Source organism: Shewanella nanhaiensis, assembly GCF_019457885.1.
Classification (GTDB): domain Bacteria; phylum Pseudomonadota; class Gammaproteobacteria; order Enterobacterales; family Shewanellaceae; genus Shewanella; species Shewanella nanhaiensis.
The window spans coordinates 54,305-72,977 of sequence record NZ_JAHZST010000021.1 but is presented as its reverse complement, the minus strand read 5'-3'; the positions used below and the strand labels follow the sequence as shown (position 1 = coordinate 72,977).

Below are 18,673 nucleotides of genomic sequence, written 5' to 3'. Positions count from 1 at the left end.
CATAGCCTGCATTAGAAAAATGGTGGTCATACTTAACTCTATGCTCAGAGAGGGGGTTATGTGGGAGGCGCCAAAAGCTGAAAATTAGCTATTGACGCCATAGTCTCTTCTTATACTGATTGGTATAATATCGACACTATTTTACAGATAATGAGCTTAACCAACTTTTAGCTTCCCATAATGAGGCTAAATAAAGTTTGACTGCTCCCCCTACCAGCAAAGCACAAAAACAAAAAAGGCTATGAACCTAAACTCATAGCCTTAATCTATACACTGCGATTTATAGCAGATGGTTTATAACAGGTTACTTAGCCAAGCACTGCTCTACGAGGGTCTGCCAGTATCTCAAACCAGATAGCAAGATATTGTCATTAAAATCATAAGTTGGCTTATGTAGTGCAACGCTTCCGCAACCACAACCTGCGCCGTTACCTACTAGGATGTAGCAACCGGGTGCTTCACGTAGCATAAACGAGAAGTCTTCACTGATAGTAAATGGTTGGCAGCTGCCGTTAACTTTATCTTCACCAACAACCGTTTGCGCAGCGCGAACCGCATAGGCAGTTTCATCAGGTGTGTTGATAGTCGATAGGAAGCTGTTGTTAAACTTGTATGTGTAATCAACACCTGCAGACATACATTGGCCAGCTACGACGCGCTCAAGGGCTTTTTCAATCTTGTGCAACGCACCATCGGTAAAACTACGAGTATCACCTGTAATCGTCACTTTAGTTGGGATAACGTTAACGGTACCATTAGTCGCAAACTCAGTAACCGAGATAACCGCAGTTTCATCAATTGCACTTAGATTACGCGATACGATTGTTTGGATTGCAGTCACGATCTGCGCACCAACCACGATAGGGTCAGTACCCATGTGCGGCATTGCTGCGTGACCACCGGTTGCAAGTACTTCAATCTCAAAGCTACTCTCACTTGCCATAACTGAGTGAGGGCGCGTAACAAAGTGGCCAGCTTCAATACCTGGTAGGTTATGCATCGCATAAACACCGTCGATTTTCCAGCGGGTAAATAAGCCGTCAGCTATCATCGCTTTAGCGCCAGTGCCGCGCTCTTCATCTGGTTGGAAGATGAAGTAAACCGTACCATCAAAGTTCTTAGTTTGCGCAAGTTCATGGGCTGCAGCCAGTAGCATTGCCGTGTGACCGTCGTGGCCACAGGCATGCATTGCGCCTTCATTTACCGATGCGTAATCGAAGGTGTTTTCTTCATGAATATGCAGTGCATCCATGTCGGCACGTAGACCGATTGAGCGCTCACTGTCACCACACTTTAAGATACCTACAACACCTGTGCCGCCAATACCTGTATGCACTTCAATACCAAACTCTTCCAGTTTGCTTGCCACAAATGCAGCAGTCTCGTGCTCCTGGGTGCCAAACTCTGGGTGCTGGTGAATGTGGTGACGCCATTCAATAACTTTCTGTTCGATATTCATCTGTTTTCCTACTTATTTTACAACTAGCCACTAAGCTTCTTGTGGCTTTAGTGACTTGTTTATTTCTGGTTTTGCTTCGAATTTAGTGAACACATACAGCGCCACTACAATTAGCGAAACAATAATGGTTTTAGAGAGATGCAACTGCTCACCTAAGGTCAATACCGCAACGATATAACCAACGAGTGGCATCAGATTTAGGGCCATAGTGGCCTTTTCTACACCTATCTTTTTAAAAGAGTAAAGCTGAATCAAATAGCTACCACCTGAGATCCCCATACCTAGGAAGATCAACAGGCCAAGCAGAAGTGGGTCGGCAAAAATAATATTGATTTGTGATAGATCTAAGTCCATCGCAACCACAAGGATAATGCCCATTACCGCCACTGAGATATATTGATATAGCATCGACACAACCGAGCCATACTTCTCAGCTAAGCTCGCTCTAAGGTGAGCTGTCCACGCTAAAGACAACATGGAGCAAGTGACGTAGACATAACCCATAACAGAGGAGCCATTCTCAACTTGGTTAGTTGGCCCCACACTCATGGCATAGATACACACCGCCGATGCGATAAATGCGCCCCACTGAATTTTGCTCATCTTAAAGTTCATGAACATCATTCCAAAAAACACGGTCGCAAACGGCTGCATCCCTTGTATTACGCCATTCTCTGTCGCCCCGATGTGGGACAATGATAGGAAGTTAAACAGTGAAAACACGCCTTGCCCAATGATTCCGCACAGGGCAATTTTAGCGATATCCCCTTTATCTATCTTCAAAGACGATCCCAAATCTTTGCTTAAAGACGTGAACCTTGAAGTGATCATAAAGATAATAGAGAGACCAATGACAGCTGTAACATACCTAAAGAACACTAGAGTCATAGGGTCAACGGCCATTGAAAGGGGCTTAGATACAACCCCAGTCACTCCCCAGATCCCGGCCACAGCTATCGCAGCGCTCCATCCCAATAGATTATCTTTATTCGTTACAGTCATATCATTAGCCTTATATTATTTTTGTTTAACTTCTATCAAACTCAGAAATTGACTTTTTAGCTTGGATAACTTGATAACTCTGTTACTGGCTGCGACATGGCTTAGGTGCGATAGGCAGCTCAGCTTCAACCTCTTCCACTTTCGCCTTGTTCTTGTTGCCTAACTTCATGAAAGCGATCATCGAGGTAATAACCACTGCGATAGCAATTAAGCGCATCGGTGTCACCTGCTCACCTAGAGCAAATACCGCAAGGATGAATGAGGAGAGTGGCATTAGGTTTAGCGCCATACCGGTACCGTCAACACCTACACGCTCCATACCGTAGATGTAAACTAGGTAGCTCATACCAGAGATACACACACCTAAGATCACGATACATAGGATGCGCAGTGGTGAGCTAAACACGTTCAATGCAGAGCTGAAATCAGCGCCAACAACAAATAGATACAGACCAAAACCGAGTGATGCGAATACAAATTGGTGGAACATGGTCGCAACTGAACCGTACTTATCTGCTAGTTTTGCACGAGCGTAAGCCATACATGCAAAGCTTGCTGCTGAGCCGAAACAGATTAGGTGACCTATGTTGAAACCGTTAGTTTCTGACTGTGGATCCATCACTAGAATCGCCACACCTAGGAAAGCACCTAGCGCGCACATCATCTGCATAACGGTGAAGCGTTCGTTATGACGTAGGAAGCCGACACTCAAAATAAGAATTGGGATCAGACCTTGGATAACACCGTTTTCAGAGGCGGTGATATAGTCCAAAGAGAGGAAAGATAGGAAGCTGAATGAGCCTTGACCTATGATGCCGCAACATGCAGCCCAGAAGATATCATTACGGTTCTGCCAGTTAAGTTTAAAGTCTGTTTTCTTCTTCATCTTGCCAGAAGCAAGACCGATATTGAAAATTAAACCTAGTGTAATAAAGGCAACGGTATAACGTAACCAAACAAGCACTTGAGGATCCATCACCTCAAGAATAGGTGTACCAACGATCCACGGGATACCCCACAATAGACCAACGAAAATAGCAGCCAACCAACCTTTCTGTGTATTAGACATTATTATTCTTCCAACAATTTTTTATCGGTAGTCAACAGCTTATGCTGATTGATTATTAAGTAATTTTCCGTAACCTGGACAGATCGCGGCTTTGCCAGTTAAGTGCATCGCATGCCAGAACATGGCTGAGTTACTGCAAACAACAGGGATACCAAATTTGGCTTCGATCTCTTCGATATAATCGAGTACCCGTAGGTTGGTGCATGACATAAACACTAGCTCAGCGTCTGAGTCTTTTAGCATTAGCTCAAGGGCTGCGAACATCGACTCTTTAGATACCAATGTAATGTCTGTATCGCGCTCAATACCTAGTGAACCTAAGGTCACAACATCAAAGTCTGCATCAGTTAGTTGTTGGTAAAGAGGGTAATTAACGCTGGTTGGGTATGGAGAAAACACCGCAATTTTCTTCGCATTCAGATGTTTAAACGATGCTTTAGCCGCTGTCCATGGGTTAGTCGCTGGGATGTCACCACGGTTTTGAGTCAATAGTGAGGCAACTTTCTCTTCGCCGATAATGATAGAAGCTGATGTGCAGCCAAATGCCATCACATCCATTGGCAGGCCAGTAGCAATCAGATCAGATGCTTCACCGATCCCAGTGGCAATTTGATCTAAAGCTTCAGGTGTCATTTCGCTTGAGTAGTAGACGCGAGAGCTAAATACGCCTGCTTGTGTACCTAATAACTTAGCCCAGTCCATCTCTAGACTGTGGTCAGTACTTAACTGCACTAAACCGATATGTACGCGGTTAATTCTTGGTGCCTGCTTATGCTCTAGCGGCTGTTCAAACGATGTAAATGCTTCAAAACTCATCATAATGAGATGCTCTTAAGTGATGATCTCTCAAGTCCCCTCCTGAGAGATCAATGGCTGTTAAAATTATTTGATAATTAGTAGTTCAGGTTCTGCGCGCTTGCTTAGCCACTCAGCTCCAGTTTCAGTGATCACGATATTCTCTTCGTGCACCATAGACTTACCCGGTGCGTAAACCATACCTGGCTCTAATGTCATCACCATGCCAGGTACTAATACTGTGTTGTCAGTTGCTGTGTTTGATGGACGCTCAGTTAGCTCGATACCTAGGCCGTGACCCAGACGACCCACGTCGTTACCCAATGCACCGTTCGCTTCTAGTACTTTCCACATTGCGTTGTAGATATCAGAAGTGGTGTTGCCTGGACGTGCAGCCTCGAAGCCCATAGTGGTTGCTTCATACGTTGCGCGGTAAGCCGCTTTTGTTTGCTCACTTGCGTGGCCAAATGCCCAGTTACGGTCAAAATCTGAGAAGTAACCATCACGTACCGCACCTGTGTCGATGATTAGTACGTCACCATCTTCAATCACGCGGTCTGTTGGTCCCATGATGATGCTGTCGTAACCGTCTTGGCCTGAACCTGCGATGATGTACGGACATTCATCGGCGCCTTCCATCAGCATGTCGATACCGAACTGCTTACAGATCTCACGCTCAGTCATGCCCGCTTTGGCGTAACCAGGGATCTTGTCGAAGCCCACATTAGTGATACGGCAGATTTCGCGAACCTTGTCGATCTCAGCCACTGACTTAACTTGGCGTAACTCATGGATAGCTAGAGATACGTCAACGAACTCTTTGCTTACTAATGTGGTTAACTGTAAATAGTTAGCCACTGGCATACGTAGGTGAGACTCAATACCTAGCGTTGCACCCACACGACCAAAGCGTGCAGGTAGGCTGTTCAGTACACTAGCTACGATACTGATACCGTCGTCATCTGGACGTGGTGAAGCCCAAGTGTGGATATCTTCAACCCAAGTGCCCGCCATACCGCTTGCACCGATCTCAGGGATAACTGCGATTGGCTTACCTTCTGCAGGAAGGATTAGGAACCATGGACGAGTTGGGCTGTGCCAGAACTGGGTGTGAAAACCTGAAAAGTAACGCACATTTGGCTCAGTAGTTAACAGAATGGCGTCAACTTCTAACTCACGCATCTTCTGCTGAGCTTTAGTTGCACGCATCTCAAATTCTGCTGTTGTAAATCCACGCTGTAATATGCTTTTCATTTTTATCTCCACATCCCACACAACTGGCCTATTTGCCAAAAGGTCACTAAAGTGACCGGAAACCTGTTTTAGTCAACTATCGTTAACTTGTTGCGCATCATACTGTTTGCAGAATTTAAAAATGTGATCTAGATCTTGCAGTTAAAATTTGTTGACCAAGGCAGCGTACTCAAACAGAAAAAGCATGACCAAAGTCAAATAAATTGAACTATTAGTAAAATTAACTTGCGTAAATGCCCAAAAAAACGTCCCATAGTTACATAAAGTTAATTGTAGGCTTGTGTTAAAAAGCTAAAACGTTGACAATAACAGCATCTATAGTTCACAAAAGTAATCTGAAATGATCAAAACGACAGAACACACCTACAAAACGGAATTTACTTCAAGGGATCGTGAGTTACTGGAAGGCTACTTTCGTTTAGCTGACAGCATGGCTGATCTGATTGGCCCTCACTGTGAAGTCGTTATCCACTCTTTAGAAAACTTTGAACAGTCAGTAGTCAAAATAGTTAATGGGCACCACACGGGCCGAAAAGAGGGCTCACCCATTACCGATCTTGGCCTGAAGATGTTGCGCCTTTATGAGCAAACCGGAGAGGTCACCCCTAAAAGTTATTTTAGTAATAACAAGGGGGGCGAGATGCTGAAATCCAGCACCTGTATTCTCGCCGGTGAAGATGGCAAGCCTATCGGTATGTTTTGCGTCAACATGAACCTGTCGCACCCATTTCCGGAGATCATCAAGACTCTGATGCCTGACACGTCACAGCATCAAAGTTTTGATATGACAGAGAACTTCAGCGCTTCCGCTGGCGATGTGGTCGAGCAAGCGTTAACTCATGCGATATCTGAGGTCGATGCAGATACTAGCGTTAACCTAAAAGGTCGTAATAAAGCTATTACTAAGGTGTTGTTTGATAACGGCATCTTTGAATTGAAAGAGGCAACAAATATTGTTGCTAACCATTTAAGCATTACCAAGCATGCGGTGTACAAGTACATCCGTGAATTTAAATCCTAATTATCAGAGATAACTAAGCTATGAAAACTGTAATCCATACTGAAAATGCTCCTGCTGCAATTGGTCCATACTCTCAAGCACTTGCTTTCGACAAGTTAGTATTTACCTCAGGTCAGCTACCACTGGATCCAGCAACTATGGCTTTCGTAGAGGGTGGGATCAAAGAGCAAGCTTACCAATCGCTAAAGAACCTTAAAGCTGTTCTAGAGCAAGCTGGCGCAGGTACAGATACTGTACTTAAGACCACTTGTTTCCTAGCCGATATGGAAGATTTCGTTGCCTTCAACGAAGTGTACACTGAAGTTTTCGGTACTGAAGCAGCACCAGCTCGTTCATGTGTTCAAGCTGCTCGCCTTCCAAAAGACGCGCTAGTTGAAGTCGAAGCAATCGCCTTCATCAAGTAATATCTGTTTTAAAAAGCCTACTGTCCACTTACCTTTAGTGAGTGGACAACTGCCCTCTTGTTCATAATATATAGTGGTTACTATGATGCTAAAGCTGACTCAAAATGATTTCTTTAACGGCGAGACCTCTGAGCTTTTCACAGCCCAGGTCGCAGAACAGACTCGTCAATTCCACCAGCAGATCGAAGCTTATCAACCGACTCCGCTTATCTCGCTAGAGCAGCTAGCCGCACGTTTAGGTGTTAAAGCGATTCTGGTAAAAGATGAGTCTTACCGCTTCGGTTTAAATGCGTTTAAAGTATTGGGCGGATCTTACGCATTAGGTAAACAATTAGCTGAGCACTTAAATGTAGATATCAGTGAAATTGATATGAAAACCGTTGCAGCTAAGCTAAGCGAGCCATTGGTGTTTGCGACAGCAACAGCGGGTAACCACGGAACAGGTGTGGCTTGGGCTGCACGTGAAATGGGCCAAAAGGCTGTTGTTTACATGCCAAAAGGTTCGTCTCAAGCAAGCGTAACTCGTATTCAGAATCTAGGTGCTGAGTGTATCGTTACTGACTGTAACTACGACGACACTGTACGTATTGCTAGCCAAACAGCCACAGAAAATGGTTGGATGCTAGTACAAGATACCGCTTGGGAAGGTTACGACAAGATCCCAACTTGGATCTCGCAAGGCTATATGACTATGGCTGTTGAAGCCCAAGAGCAAGTTGATGCTATGGGTCTTAAGCCAACTCACCTAATGCTACAAGCAGGTGTTGGCGCAATGGCTGGCGGGATCTTAGGATATTTTGCTGACAAAGTTGGCGCGACTAATTTCAAGACCATTATTGCTGAGCCTGCAAAAGCAGATTGCATCTACAACTCAGGTATTAAAGGCGAGATGGTTGCCGTAACTGGCGAGCTAAACTCTATCATGGCAGGTCTTGCATGTGGCGAGCCTAACCCAGTGACTTGGCCTATCCTAAAACAGTGCAGCAGCTTCTTCGCATCAGTTGAAGATGAAGTGACTGCTACGGGTATGCGTATTCTTGGTAACCCACTAGCAGGCGATACCAAAATTGTCAGCGGTGAGTCAGGAGCATTAAATCTTGGCCTTCTATACATGCTAGCTAGCCGTGAAGAGTACAGTGAGTACCGCACACAACTTGGTCTAAACCAAGATTCAGTGATCATGCTGTTCAGCACTGAAGGCGATACTAACCCAGACCGTTACCGTCAAATCGTTTGGGAAGGCGCACTAAGCACAGCGAAATAAGTTCTTCGAATTTAGATAACAAAAGCCACTTACATAGTGGCTTTTTTGTTCTCTAAATATAGGCCCTAGGACGTTCGCAAGCTCACTGCGAGGTCGGTGCTACGCACCTGCTAGGGCGCCAACAAGTTGGCTGCTAGGAAAAGCGTTAAAAGCACATCAAAAGCAACCCCACGGAGTTTCTTTGCTTGTGCTTTTCCTAGGGCCTAGAACCTCGTATCTTCTTTTCCTAGAGCTTAGATTCAATTTTTCTTATGCTAACCGTCAGCACTATTTAATTTATTAAACATCTTCCAAACGCTATAATTTATGGCTGAACAGCTACCTATATAACAGCCTTTTAATGACCAATAAAACCCAAAATAAAATACATGTCGCTATTTTTGTCATTACTGGCTTCCTGTGTCTGTTACCTCAGATATCTTCTCCTATTGCTCTAGTGATGGGCTTTACCTTGGCAAGTCTTGGCCTAGTACCAGCTAATCTCGATCTCGCAACTTTGACTAAGAAACTGCTCTCCTACTCCATCATAGGGCTCGGATTTGGGATCCATCTGCAGACAGCGATATCTGTGAGTTTAGCTAACCTTCCGCTTATCTTAGGCTCCATTGTCTTCACCTTAATATTGGGTGCGGTGTTAACCAAAGCCCTAAAATTTGATACAAAAACTGGCCATCTAATCTCTGCAGGCACAGCGATTTGTGGTGGAAGTGCCATTGCGGCTGTTTCACCAGCGATCAATGCAAAAAGCGATCAAACCGCCATCGCACTAGCAAGCATATTTATACTCAACTCCATCGCCCTGTTTCTCTTCCCAGCTCTGGGCCACCTGTTGTCGATGAGCCAATATGACTTCGGAGTCTGGAGTGCTATCGCTATTCACGACACCTCCTCGGTAGTCGGTGCCGCATCAGCCTATGGTGAGGAAGCACTCGTTACAGCGACCACCATCAAGCTTGCCAGAGCGCTATGGATCATCCCTATCGCGCTGATCAGCGCTATCATTTTTGGTGGAGATAAGAAGCGCATCACCATCCCCTACTTTATCGGCTTCTACTGTCTGGCCATCGCCATAGCCCACTTTTTTCCTCAGGGAGAAGCGGCTTATGAGTTGATATTTACGCTATCTAAGCGTGTTTTAGTACTTTGTCTATTTTTAATTGGTGCGGGAATAACGGTCAAAAAGATGCGGGCGGCAGGGGTTAAACCTCTCGCCTTAGGGGTAATGCTTTGGTTGGCTATCGGGGTGAGTTCACTGCTCTATATCTTGTATCTCTAATAGCAATCAGTATAGGAAAGCGGTCTACCTAGATTAGAGTGCGGCTTAAGCTGTTATCTTTATCTCAACAGTTATCTTGCTTAGTGTCACTCTCAGTTCTCATTCCAAGTACGATCCAGAGCAGGCTTGCAAAGGCAACAAGATCGATCAACGCACGAGTCAATCCGCTAGTCAGCAGCGAGGCAGCAACGAATACAGTACAAGATAAAACAATTAACCACTTCTTCAACTTCGCCTCCCAATACCAATTGATATAAGTCAAATTCGCCAAACCGGAGACGAATAGAGAAGCGGTCATTATTTCTCATATTCCAATTAATTCACAAATACTCGTTTTTACTAATAAATAGCTATAACAACTAAGGCGGAAATTTTAATTACACCTCAACGGCATAAGGATCATTAGTCGAGTCATCATTCCAGTGATATTCAGTTAACCGTTCAATGCGTCTTGCCTCCTCGTCACCATTTAGTTGGCGAACATAAAACAGAGCTGCATCTGTTCCTGCCGAGACGCCAGATGAGGTAAGAAATTTCCCCTCATCAACCCAACGTGCACTGGGTTGCCAGTGAACTCTCTGAGATAAGCTTGTTACCCATTGATAGGCCATCTTATTGGTCGTGGCATTAACACCATCTAAAATGCCAGCTTTAGCTAATAGAGCGGAGCCTGTACAGATGGAAAACACCTTCTTAGAGACCTTTTCCTGGGCTTGCAGCCAACTCAGCAGCTCACTGTCTTCAACCAGTGTGCGCGTGCCGATCCCACCAGGGACAATCAGAAGATCACAGGGCGTTACCTGCTCAATTGAGATATCGGTTAGCACTTTAGGTCCCTGATAACTTCTAATAATAGATTTGGCCCCCACCAGCTGAATCTGCACATGACTCATATGTCCTAACATCTCAACAGGACCGTGTAAGTCTAGTGTCTCATAATCATCAAACACTAAGGCGAGAATCTTCAAAGGTTTCCCCTTCGTTGTGGCAAACAAGTGAGGTGCAAATAGGGCGCTGGCAACAGCAATGCCGCCAGCAGCGATAAAATCACGACGTTTCATAGGGCTCTCAATTGATAAAGTCATACCCAAGTAGAGTTAATTAACAGTATTAAATTCAATTAAATAACTAATGATGAACAAACTTGTGAGCACGCGCTAACCTAAGTGATTTTTGAGAGCTAATGCAGCGCCAAAACAGATGAAAACCTTAGGCTCTCTCAGTTTCTGGCAAGCTAGTCTCAGACTCTGCAATATCAGTATTAACCAGATAAGTACTGGCAATAGAAAAGAGACAGTAAGCACTAAAATAATAGAAACCCACCTCAAAACTCGCTGTGGTTTTCAGTAGCTCTCCCATGCCTGCCGAGGCATTACCCGCCATATAGGTGACGATAAGCGCGACCACGAACACATCGGCCATCGACCACTTGCTAATCTTAGTGGTAAAGCCTGTGATCGCCTGTCTAAATGAGGAGGTTATGGGCAGTTGTTGTAGCAAGATTAATGAGAGCTTTACTACTGGAATAATAATGCTAAACAGCATAACTAAAGCGGCAACGGCAGCATTTCCAGATCTAAACAGCTCATCTACGGTTCCCCAGATACTGCGTGTCTTCTGAAAGACTTCAACTTCTCCCTCTAGATCGTTGAGCCCTAGCATCCCACTAAACATGGAGAGCATACCTCGAGTGTTACCGTTAGCAGAGTTATCTCCCAAGCTTGTCGCTAACTGATCTATGCCCGCTTTAGTCAGCTCTGACTTCTCTATGGTTCCGCTAATACTCAAAATTGGCTGAGTCACACCTGGGATCAAAAGCGCGAGGGAGATAAGCAGAATAACTGTGGTAAATATGCGATTTTTTGACAAGAGGAATACCTAGAAGCAGCGAAACATGGAGTGAATTATATCAATTTCAGCGCCATAAAACGAAAAATGCCCCTAAAGGGACTTAGTCCCTTTAAAAGCAAATAGTTATAAAAACAGATCAATAAAATGGCGTTGGATCGACATCCAGACTACAGGGTGATATGCCACGTTCAATCTGAGCATCACTCTTAAGTAGATCGACAAAAGTCACATCGAGATAGCGCTTATGCTTAAGAGAATAGAAGCATTTTAGGATCGGGTGCAGAGCGTCTCTGCCTTTTGCATTCCACACAATCCCTATCCGTCCATCAGAGAGCTCAACAAGGGATCCCACGGGATATACGCCAACTGAGCGAATAAACTGATAAACGAGTGATTCGTCCAGATGAAAGGGGGTCAAACTAAGCAGCACTTTAAATGCCGCCGCGGGGCTCATGGCATCTTTATAACAACGCTTGGCAGTTAATGCATCAAATATATCCACAATACAGCTCATACGCCCATGAAGTGGTAACTCATCTCCTTTTAACCCATTAGGGTAACCATTACCATCAAGCTTCTCATGGTGCATCAAACAGACATCTTTACTTACCTGAGACATTCCGCTGGTTTTTGACATGATATTCATGGCGAAAGTTTGATGCTTCTTCATATGCTCAAACTCCTCCTCGGTCAACTTACCCGGTTTATGGAGCACCTTATCATCAACCTGAATTTTACCCACATCGTGCAAAATCCCTCCGACAGCCATCTCCTTAAGCTTTTGTTTATCAAGATTAAGGTGTTGCCCAAAGGTGATCAAAAGAAAGGCCACATTAACAGAGTGTTCAAGCAGATATGCATCTTTTGTTCTGAGTGCTGACACACATTTGAGCGCATCAGAATCAAGCAGAGCAGAGTCAATCATATTGTCTGCAAACTCCTCAAAAGGAGCGACCTCTATCGCCTTACCTTCGAAGGTTTCAGACAAGACTTTAGCTAGTAGATCTTTAGCTTCAGTGACTAATTTTTTGGCTTTTTGTTGTGTAACTTCTCTTGAGGGGGCTTTTTTCTTTACTTCAGGTGGGGGTTGGACAGTATTATTAAAACCACAAGAATCGGCAGATCTCTCCTTGTCAACCCAAACATATTTAATACCATTTTTAATAAGTTTTTTGATTGCTTCAGGATCTTTAATTTGACCTGCATTGGTTATGGCTACCTGACCATCGTTATCAATCGATGTAACAAACATCCCCACACTCAACTTAGATACAGGAAATTTAACATGAGTCTTAGACTCTAGCGTTCTCACCATAATGTACAAACTCTCCCAAAGAAGATAAAAACCAGTAAGCGTTTATTAAAATATTAGTACGGCTTACCTTCTTTAATTTTTTCAGAAGAGTATATACTATCGAGGTCGTACCAATTAATAAACTAAAAAACCGATTAAAATCAAAACATAAAACCTTAGTCGTAACATGGTTAAGCATTTCCTATAAATAAAATACCTCTTAATAAATAGTTTTTGCTAATAAAATTAAATTCGTTTAATTTTCATACATGCCATCCCATCAATCAACCACCGCCTGTTCATACAGTTATAACAAGAGATGAGAGAGTCATCGATCTGTTCATCCTCATCATCGGGCATGAACAGATAACACTCACTAGCAGTTACCCGTGACTCAAGCTCATTCTCACTGCCAAACCGAAAACGAAACACCTGACCATCAAATTCAAAATTCGCAATAACCTTATCCATAATCAATAGGCCTTCAGATGTTTTTTCAATGCATTACACCAGCGCCCTTCATGGCGATAAACCAGCAAGGCAAACTCATGTTGACAGTAGATGGCTTTCACCTTCTTAGTAAGCAGTATGGTTTCACAGGGATCTAAACTCTCACCTTCGACGCCGATAACCCTATCCAGTCCAGTGCGCTCAAGCACCTGAGCGACAGTTAACTCAATCCCCTCTTCACACTCCTCTTGTCCTAGATTAACTTGCCCCTTCACCCGGCCATCTTGGCCATAAAGGCGTAAACCTAACCCAGCCAGCGCGCCAATCACCCCTTGGCCTGTACCGCCATGCTCACTGAGTGATACCCCCAACTTGTCAGCCAACTCATAGGCTTGCGGTTTAGTTATCACCTCTTTTTTTGCCAATAAACCAAACTCAACCAATGCATTTGAGTCAAACTCAGTGTCGAGATCCAATATCGCCAGACCCGGATCCGATGCTGGTGCACTCTGTTCAAGTAGGTGCTTCACCGCTATCTGCTTTATCTCCTCAAGCTCTGCCCGACTCTCCAATCGAAAGCACATGGCACTGTTGTGGGAGGTATAGGGGATATCAGGATGTACAAATAGTTGATGACGGGTTACCCAAGGCCGCTGAGCTCCGCTGTCACAAAGCAAGCTGGCAATCTCTTCAGCAATCTCGCCTGTACCTTTAGTGCCGATATCATCGGTATCATCGATACAGATAAGCCAAGATCTCAACGGGGATAGATTCATTTTTTTTCCTAGAAAAGTGTGCAATAAGATTAACAATCTGGCTAGCCATTCAGTTACAAGGCGTTACTTCGCATCTTCGTTAAACAGTAGATCGTGCGCCTTTAATCGACTTAACACAGAGGGGACCATTAAGGCGGCCAAAATAGTGAATATGCCTCCCTTGAGCATACTTAACATAAACTGCACCAAAGCCACCTGAATCGTCATTCCCACCAGCAGGTTTTCTACCCAACTTTTGGCAGCCCAAGCAAAGCAGCCCACTAAACCAACAAGGATGCAGCGTAGCTTTAAGGTCATCAGCCCAGAAAACAGCAACATACTCAAGTCCATGGCCAAGGCGGGTAAACCAAATTTAATCAAGATCAAGGGGCCTCCTTTGCCAATACTCAACATCATGGCAACCAAGCCAGACAGCAGACCACAAGCGGTAATGCTGCCAGCACGACCGACAACTCCGTAACAGATAAGATAGAAAAATGTCATTAGAAACATAGAGTGCCCGGCGATGCCTAACTTAAGACGTAACATGCTCTTTAGTGCGACCAGTAAGGTGGCGCAAAAACCGATAAATAGTGCATCTTGTAAACTGAAATTTAAGACTTTACCCATAACAACCTTCTTTAATAATGAACACGACTAACGCCAGTGAGTCCTACGCTTATGTTTACCGAAATAGCGCAGTTGAGCCGCCATCGCGGTTTGTTTAGATAACTTAAGTAGCTGAATAAGTAGGGGAAAAATAACGCAATGGAGCAACTCAGACCAATTTCTTGGGTCCCTCAATGCTTTAGGGGATATTTTTGCACCTCGCAGAGATTGAGTTTGATATATCTCCCTGATCTCGGTTGTCATTGTCGGCAGTAAACTTAACGAGGCAGCGATAACAAACGCCCATTTAACTGGCAATATCCAGGCAAGGACTTCACCTATCTGCTCAGGCTTACAGCTCACAGATAGCCACCAACCAGGAATAAATGCCAATAACACCCTAACCACAGCTAAGGCTCCTTGGAGTAGCAGCTCTTGACCGTGGATTAAGTAATAGAGCGTAAGAGTGATCACGAGCTGAACAAGAAATACCCGCCCCAGAATCCAAAAGTCACCACGGCGACAAACACCATGGATAACCAAGACAATGTCACAAACGATGAGCGCCAGTAGATAATCTTGAGGGATGAAAAATGCGCTACTCGATAAGATTAACGCTAAGCTCAGCGCCCCAGCTGTCCAGCCAATGGACTTTGACCCTGTCTCGGCGTTTCGCTCCAGTGTTGAATGAGGAACACCTCTACCTCTCCTAGTTTTCATAGTCAAAATTCATCTAACCGAACTGCAAGGTTTGAGTGACAGACCGGTCATATTCACAACGCAGCAAACCCGCTTCTATATGCCAATACCGAGTGACAGGCAGGTTTACCATCTGCCGATGACTCGTCAGTAAAATCGCGCTCCCCCCATGACTAAGATTGACCAACAAAGACCAGACACGATTAAGGTATTCAGCATCTAACCCAGCAAACGGATCATCGAGCAGAAGCACTTTAGGCTTTAAGCAGGCCAAAGAGGCCAATGCCACCATATGTTGCTGACCATAGGAGAGTTTATGAGGGGAGTGCTCAGCTAAATGGCTTAACTCCAACTCACTCAATAACTGCTCAGCCCGACATAGAGGCAAGCCGAAACGCTTGAGGCTAAACTGCAGTTCCTCCAAAACGGTCTCTTCAAACAGCTGGCGATTAGGCACTTGTAATAGGAGTCCCATCTCAGCGCCAAAAACACCTAATTTAGCTTGCTTGCCTAGCACAGTGAGAGGCAACTTGCCGATATCCGCTTGGATCCCCGCAAGGCTTTTCAGAAAACTACTCTTGCCAGTACCGTTATCGCCTATCAGAGCGATGATCTCACCGCCATAGATCGCTAAGGGTTCTACACTCTTAAACAGTGGTGCTTGATCGATAAACCTGAACTCAAATGGTTCAGCTTGAACCACACAATTGTCGAGCAACACAGGAGCCGCAACTAAGTGTTCGACAGTAACAGCTGGTAAGCAGCCAGCCGCTAAGCTTCCACCTTTCATATGATAAAAAACATCAACCAGTTCGCTAAACGCCTTTGGGTTATGATCCACCAGCAGCACCGCAACTCCGTCACGTTTGAGCTGTGACAAGACTAATATAAGCTCTTCAACCCCTGAGTTATCGAGTTGAGCCCAAGGTTCATCAAGTAGGAGTATGTCAGGTTCGAAAACCAATTGAGCCGCTATCATAACGCGGTACTTCTGTCCCAAAGACAGCTGCTCAATCGGCATATCTAGGCGAATAAACAGCCCCACTTTTCTTAAGGCAGAGCTAACTTTAGCCCGCATTAAATCAGGAGGAACACATAAATTTTCCAGCGCAAAAGCGACCTCAGCCCCCACACTTTGACGAATAAACTGCACATTGGGATCTTGCATCACTAGACCCAATGTCAGTTCACCGGTTCTGGTCATTTCACCGTCAAAGGGTCGCGAGAGGACACCCATAATCAACTTAAGCAGCGTCGATTTACCTGAGCCAGTCGGCCCGCTAATACAGTGACACTCACCCGGCTCAATCTGGAGGCTAAGCTCCTCCAGAATAAACCGCTCACCACAGGCATAGCGAAAACTCACCCTATCTAGCTCAAGTAAACTCATGGACTAAAGCTGCCAATTAAGACCAACAAACACCTGACGACCCGCTTGTGGCATAAAGTCGCTTTGATAATAAAGCTCATCAAATAGGTTTGTAGCGCGGACGTATAACTCTAAATTGTCATGCCAAATATTTTGGCTCAAACTTAGGTCAACTAAGGTGTAATTATCTAGCTGAACACCTTTACCGTTCACTTGATCAATAATTCGCTCAGCATTTAAACGTGTCGTTAAACCAAAGGAGAAGTCATAGCTCGCTTGCAGGCGCAAGTTGTGAGTCGGACGGTATTGCAAGCGCTCATTGGTAGCACGGTCTTCGGTATCTATGTAGCTATAGGCAAACGTTAACCCTAGGCTATCGAAATATTGATTCGTCATCTGTAAATCGACACCCATAAAGCGATAATCACCAATGTTCTGCTCTTGATTGTTATCATCTTTAGCGATGTAATCATTGGCATCAGTAATATAGCTACTGATATCTAGCTGAGTATCGAAAGGGAGAGATTGTTGTAGACCCAGTTCAAACTGGTTAGCAACTTCGGCTTTTAGGTTCACGTTACCGCTGTTAGGCGCGTAAAGATCGCTGATCGATGGATAACGTACTTTTCGAGCAAGACCTGTATGGATGCGGCTTGAATCAGTGACTTGATAAAATGCAGACGCTTGCGCTGAAAAATCTGTCTCACTGTTCACATCAAGATCGTAATTGTGCACCGCTGCACCTAAGCTGTAGCCATATCTACCATCACTTTGATATTGGTACTCTGCGGCACCGGTATAAACCATCAGGCTTTCATCGATATCGCCAGAACTACCTTGACCGCCGCCAGAACCGCCACCGCTACCCGTGCCTTTATCACTACGAATTTTATCTGTATGGGAGAACCAATCTTGTTTTTCAACAATGACAGAGGTGGTTAACACAGCGCCATAATCAAATTCGCTAATAAATTGAAGGTTAGTACCGCTGACTTTAGAGGTACTTTCAACAATACTATTTAAGTTATTCATTCTATGGTTATAGAAGTTTTCAACCATATCTGTTTGGTTATAGTAAACAAAACCACGAACAACATACTTCTCATTTATTTCATGGGCCGCACCAAGTTGCATGCTTTGCTCATTGAAATCTTCAATTCTTGATGGTGCTTTCTTGCGATCGACTGTAGGCGCTTTACCCCACACGCCATCACGCTGAGTGTAGTTGGCCATTAACTTAGTTGAATCGTTGATGAAGTAACTACCTTGGGCATAATAGTTAGTTAACTTTCTGTCTGAGTTAAAACGCAGATCACCGATTTGATTGCGCGTATCTTCAAAATCATCAGGCATTGGAGTGCCATCAGTTTCTTGATGAGTCACGCTCATAATACCTTGCCAGTTCTCACCTGAACCTGCTGCGCTGATATCAGCGTTGAGCGTATTGTCAGCAGCAGACTCTACTTTACCTGACAGCGAAGATGACTCATCACCTTGCTTAGTAATAATGTTAATCACACCCGCACTTCCGCCTGGGCCATACAGCACAGATGTAGGACCAACAGAAACATCAACTCGAGCAATTAGGTTCGTTGGGATAACACTTGGATCAAACTGACCATCTTCGGTACTACTTGCTGGTACGCCATTAATTAAGAAAGTAATGTGGCGCGTTTTTAAACCTCGAATATCAACTCGTGGAGTAGAGTCACCACCCACGCGCACATAGATCCCTGGTACATTTTCAAGAACTTGATCTAAGCTTTGCGCGCCTGAAGCCTTAATCTCCTGCGCATCGACACTCCAATGAGTCGTAGCGGCTTCGGTTACTGAAGCACGCTCACCGTGCACCACAATAACGTCAGTCACATTAAGAATTGGATCTCTTTCGATCTCATCTGCCTGAACCTGATAAGCCAAGCTCATGGCTAGCGCCAAGCTAGATACTCTCAGCACTTTTTGTTGTTTTTTCATCTAGTTTCATAATCCTAACGATATATTTGGCGCTATTTTTAAAGAGCCCCCGCTATCGCTCAAGCAAATAAAACCATAAAACAAACCTAGATCGACTAATTCATACATTATCTGAGAAGGAGGTAATA

General features: G+C 44.5%; 19 protein-coding genes. 4 read left to right on the top strand and 15 right to left on the bottom strand.

What is annotated here, in order from left to right; genetic code table 11:
• Window positions 1-304: 304 nt before the first annotated feature.
• From K0625_RS21440 to K0625_RS21420, 5 genes are all read right to left on the bottom strand, one after another.
• The gene (locus K0625_RS21440; protein ID WP_220111500.1) at window positions 305-1,459 is read right to left on the bottom strand and encodes a M20 aminoacylase family protein; all 1,155 of its coding nucleotides are present in this window, start codon (window positions 1,457-1,459) and stop codon (window positions 305-307) included.
• Window positions 1,460-1,489: 30 nt separating this feature from the next.
• A complete protein-coding gene (locus tag K0625_RS21435) occupies window positions 1,490-2,461 on the bottom strand; it encodes a DMT family transporter (RefSeq protein ID WP_220111499.1) in 972 nt (323 codons plus the stop codon).
• A gap of 82 nt (window positions 2,462-2,543) precedes the next feature.
• Entirely contained in the window at window positions 2,544-3,530 is a 987-nt protein-coding gene (locus K0625_RS21430; protein WP_220111498.1) for a DMT family transporter, read from the bottom strand.
• Between the two features lie 39 nt (window positions 3,531-3,569).
• Window positions 3,570-4,349, bottom strand: a complete 780-nt coding sequence (locus K0625_RS21425; protein ID WP_220111497.1) for a maleate cis-trans isomerase family protein — start codon at window positions 4,347-4,349, stop codon at window positions 3,570-3,572.
• Between the two features lie 63 nt (window positions 4,350-4,412).
• Window positions 4,413-5,579: a M24 family metallopeptidase gene (locus tag K0625_RS21420; protein ID WP_012322758.1), complete on the bottom strand. Its 1,167-nt coding sequence runs from the start codon at window positions 5,577-5,579 to the stop codon at window positions 4,413-4,415.
• Between the two features lie 340 nt (window positions 5,580-5,919).
• Between K0625_RS21420 and K0625_RS21415 the strand changes: the two genes are divergently transcribed.
• The 4 genes from K0625_RS21415 to K0625_RS21400 all read left to right on the top strand — a co-directional run bounded on the left by K0625_RS21415 (window position 5,920) and on the right by K0625_RS21400 (window position 9,544).
• The gene (locus K0625_RS21415; protein ID WP_012322757.1) at window positions 5,920-6,600 is read left to right on the top strand and encodes a helix-turn-helix transcriptional regulator; all 681 of its coding nucleotides are present in this window, start codon (window positions 5,920-5,922) and stop codon (window positions 6,598-6,600) included.
• Between the two features lie 20 nt (window positions 6,601-6,620).
• Window positions 6,621-7,004 carry a RidA family protein gene (locus tag K0625_RS21410; protein ID WP_220111496.1) on the top strand — a complete coding sequence of 128 codons (384 nt, stop codon included), beginning with the start codon at window positions 6,621-6,623 and terminating at the stop codon, window positions 7,002-7,004.
• Between the two features lie 85 nt (window positions 7,005-7,089).
• On the top strand, window positions 7,090-8,268 hold the full coding sequence (locus tag K0625_RS21405; protein WP_220111507.1) for a diaminopropionate ammonia-lyase: 1,179 nt from the start codon (window positions 7,090-7,092) through the stop codon (window positions 8,266-8,268).
• A 340-nt stretch (window positions 8,269-8,608) separates the two neighbouring features.
• Complete coding sequence (locus K0625_RS21400; RefSeq protein ID WP_220111495.1) at window positions 8,609-9,544, top strand: YeiH family protein; 936 nt, start codon at window positions 8,609-8,611, stop codon at window positions 9,542-9,544.
• 64 nt (window positions 9,545-9,608) lie between these two features.
• Here the strand turns inward: K0625_RS21400 and K0625_RS21395 are convergent, their stop codons facing one another.
• From K0625_RS21395 to K0625_RS21350, 10 genes are all read right to left on the bottom strand, one after another.
• Window positions 9,609-9,842, bottom strand: a complete 234-nt coding sequence (locus tag K0625_RS21395; protein ID WP_220111508.1) for a hypothetical protein — start codon at window positions 9,840-9,842, stop codon at window positions 9,609-9,611.
• A 79-nt stretch (window positions 9,843-9,921) separates the two neighbouring features.
• Window positions 9,922-10,605, bottom strand: a complete 684-nt coding sequence (locus tag K0625_RS21390) for a DJ-1/PfpI family protein (protein WP_220111494.1) — start codon at window positions 10,603-10,605, stop codon at window positions 9,922-9,924.
• A 148-nt stretch (window positions 10,606-10,753) separates the two neighbouring features.
• On the bottom strand, window positions 10,754-11,413 hold the full coding sequence (locus K0625_RS21385; protein ID WP_220111493.1) for a paraquat-inducible protein A: 660 nt from the start codon (window positions 11,411-11,413) through the stop codon (window positions 10,754-10,756).
• Window positions 11,414-11,531: 118 nt separating this feature from the next.
• Window positions 11,532-12,710, bottom strand: a complete 1,179-nt coding sequence (locus K0625_RS21380) for a cyclic di-GMP phosphodiesterase (protein WP_220111492.1) — start codon at window positions 12,708-12,710, stop codon at window positions 11,532-11,534.
• A 225-nt stretch (window positions 12,711-12,935) separates the two neighbouring features.
• Window positions 12,936-13,160, bottom strand: coding sequence for a hypothetical protein (locus tag K0625_RS21375; protein ID WP_220111491.1), 225 nt, complete (start codon window positions 13,158-13,160; stop codon window positions 12,936-12,938).
• Window positions 13,161-13,162: 2 nt separating this feature from the next.
• The gene (locus K0625_RS21370) at window positions 13,163-13,900 is read right to left on the bottom strand and encodes a DNA-binding protein (RefSeq protein ID WP_220111506.1); all 738 of its coding nucleotides are present in this window, start codon (window positions 13,898-13,900) and stop codon (window positions 13,163-13,165) included.
• A gap of 78 nt (window positions 13,901-13,978) precedes the next feature.
• Window positions 13,979-14,524, bottom strand: a complete 546-nt coding sequence (locus tag K0625_RS21365; RefSeq protein ID WP_220111490.1) for a core component of ECF transporter — start codon at window positions 14,522-14,524, stop codon at window positions 13,979-13,981.
• Between the two features lie 27 nt (window positions 14,525-14,551).
• Window positions 14,552-15,223, bottom strand: coding sequence for an energy-coupling factor transporter transmembrane component T (locus tag K0625_RS21360; protein WP_220111489.1), 672 nt, complete (start codon window positions 15,221-15,223; stop codon window positions 14,552-14,554).
• A gap of 13 nt (window positions 15,224-15,236) precedes the next feature.
• Window positions 15,237-16,592, bottom strand: coding sequence for an ATP-binding cassette domain-containing protein (locus K0625_RS21355; protein WP_220111488.1), 1,356 nt, complete (start codon window positions 16,590-16,592; stop codon window positions 15,237-15,239).
• Between the two features lie 3 nt (window positions 16,593-16,595).
• Window positions 16,596-18,545 carry a TonB-dependent receptor gene (locus K0625_RS21350; RefSeq protein WP_220111487.1) on the bottom strand — a complete coding sequence of 650 codons (1,950 nt, stop codon included), beginning with the start codon at window positions 18,543-18,545 and terminating at the stop codon, window positions 16,596-16,598.
• Window positions 18,546-18,673: the final 128 nt, after the last annotated feature.

Bases quoted from the DNA above. Each gene is read 5' to 3' on its own strand.
- K0625_RS21440 (WP_220111500.1), bottom strand. From the start codon at position 1,459: ATGAATATCGAACAGAAAGTTATTGAATGGCGTCACCACATTCACCAG.
- K0625_RS21420 (WP_012322758.1), bottom strand. From the start codon at position 5,579: ATGAAAAGCATATTACAGCGTGGATTTACAACAGCAGAATTTGAGATG.
- K0625_RS21395 (WP_220111508.1), bottom strand. From the start codon at position 9,842: ATGACCGCTTCTCTATTCGTCTCCGGTTTGGCGAATTTGACTTATATC.
- K0625_RS21360 (WP_220111489.1), bottom strand. From the start codon at position 15,223: ATGAAAACTAGGAGAGGTAGAGGTGTTCCTCATTCAACACTGGAGCGA.
- K0625_RS21390 (WP_220111494.1), bottom strand. From the start codon at position 10,605: ATGAAACGTCGTGATTTTATCGCTGCTGGCGGCATTGCTGTTGCCAGC.
- K0625_RS21350 (WP_220111487.1), bottom strand. From the start codon at position 18,545: ATGAAAAAACAACAAAAAGTGCTGAGAGTATCTAGCTTGGCGCTAGCC.
- K0625_RS21405 (WP_220111507.1), top strand. From the start codon at position 7,090: ATGCTAAAGCTGACTCAAAATGATTTCTTTAACGGCGAGACCTCTGAG.
- K0625_RS21355 (WP_220111488.1), bottom strand. From the start codon at position 16,592: ATGAGTTTACTTGAGCTAGATAGGGTGAGTTTTCGCTATGCCTGTGGT.
- K0625_RS21415 (WP_012322757.1), top strand. From the start codon at position 5,920: ATGATCAAAACGACAGAACACACCTACAAAACGGAATTTACTTCAAGG.
- K0625_RS21400 (WP_220111495.1), top strand. From the start codon at position 8,609: ATGACCAATAAAACCCAAAATAAAATACATGTCGCTATTTTTGTCATT.
- K0625_RS21375 (WP_220111491.1), bottom strand. From the start codon at position 13,160: ATGGATAAGGTTATTGCGAATTTTGAATTTGATGGTCAGGTGTTTCGT.
- K0625_RS21435 (WP_220111499.1), bottom strand. From the start codon at position 2,461: ATGACTGTAACGAATAAAGATAATCTATTGGGATGGAGCGCTGCGATA.
- K0625_RS21430 (WP_220111498.1), bottom strand. From the start codon at position 3,530: ATGTCTAATACACAGAAAGGTTGGTTGGCTGCTATTTTCGTTGGTCTA.
- K0625_RS21410 (WP_220111496.1), top strand. From the start codon at position 6,621: ATGAAAACTGTAATCCATACTGAAAATGCTCCTGCTGCAATTGGTCCA.
- K0625_RS21425 (WP_220111497.1), bottom strand. From the start codon at position 4,349: ATGATGAGTTTTGAAGCATTTACATCGTTTGAACAGCCGCTAGAGCAT.
- K0625_RS21365 (WP_220111490.1), bottom strand. From the start codon at position 14,524: ATGGGTAAAGTCTTAAATTTCAGTTTACAAGATGCACTATTTATCGGT.
- K0625_RS21380 (WP_220111492.1), bottom strand. From the start codon at position 12,710: ATGGTGAGAACGCTAGAGTCTAAGACTCATGTTAAATTTCCTGTATCT.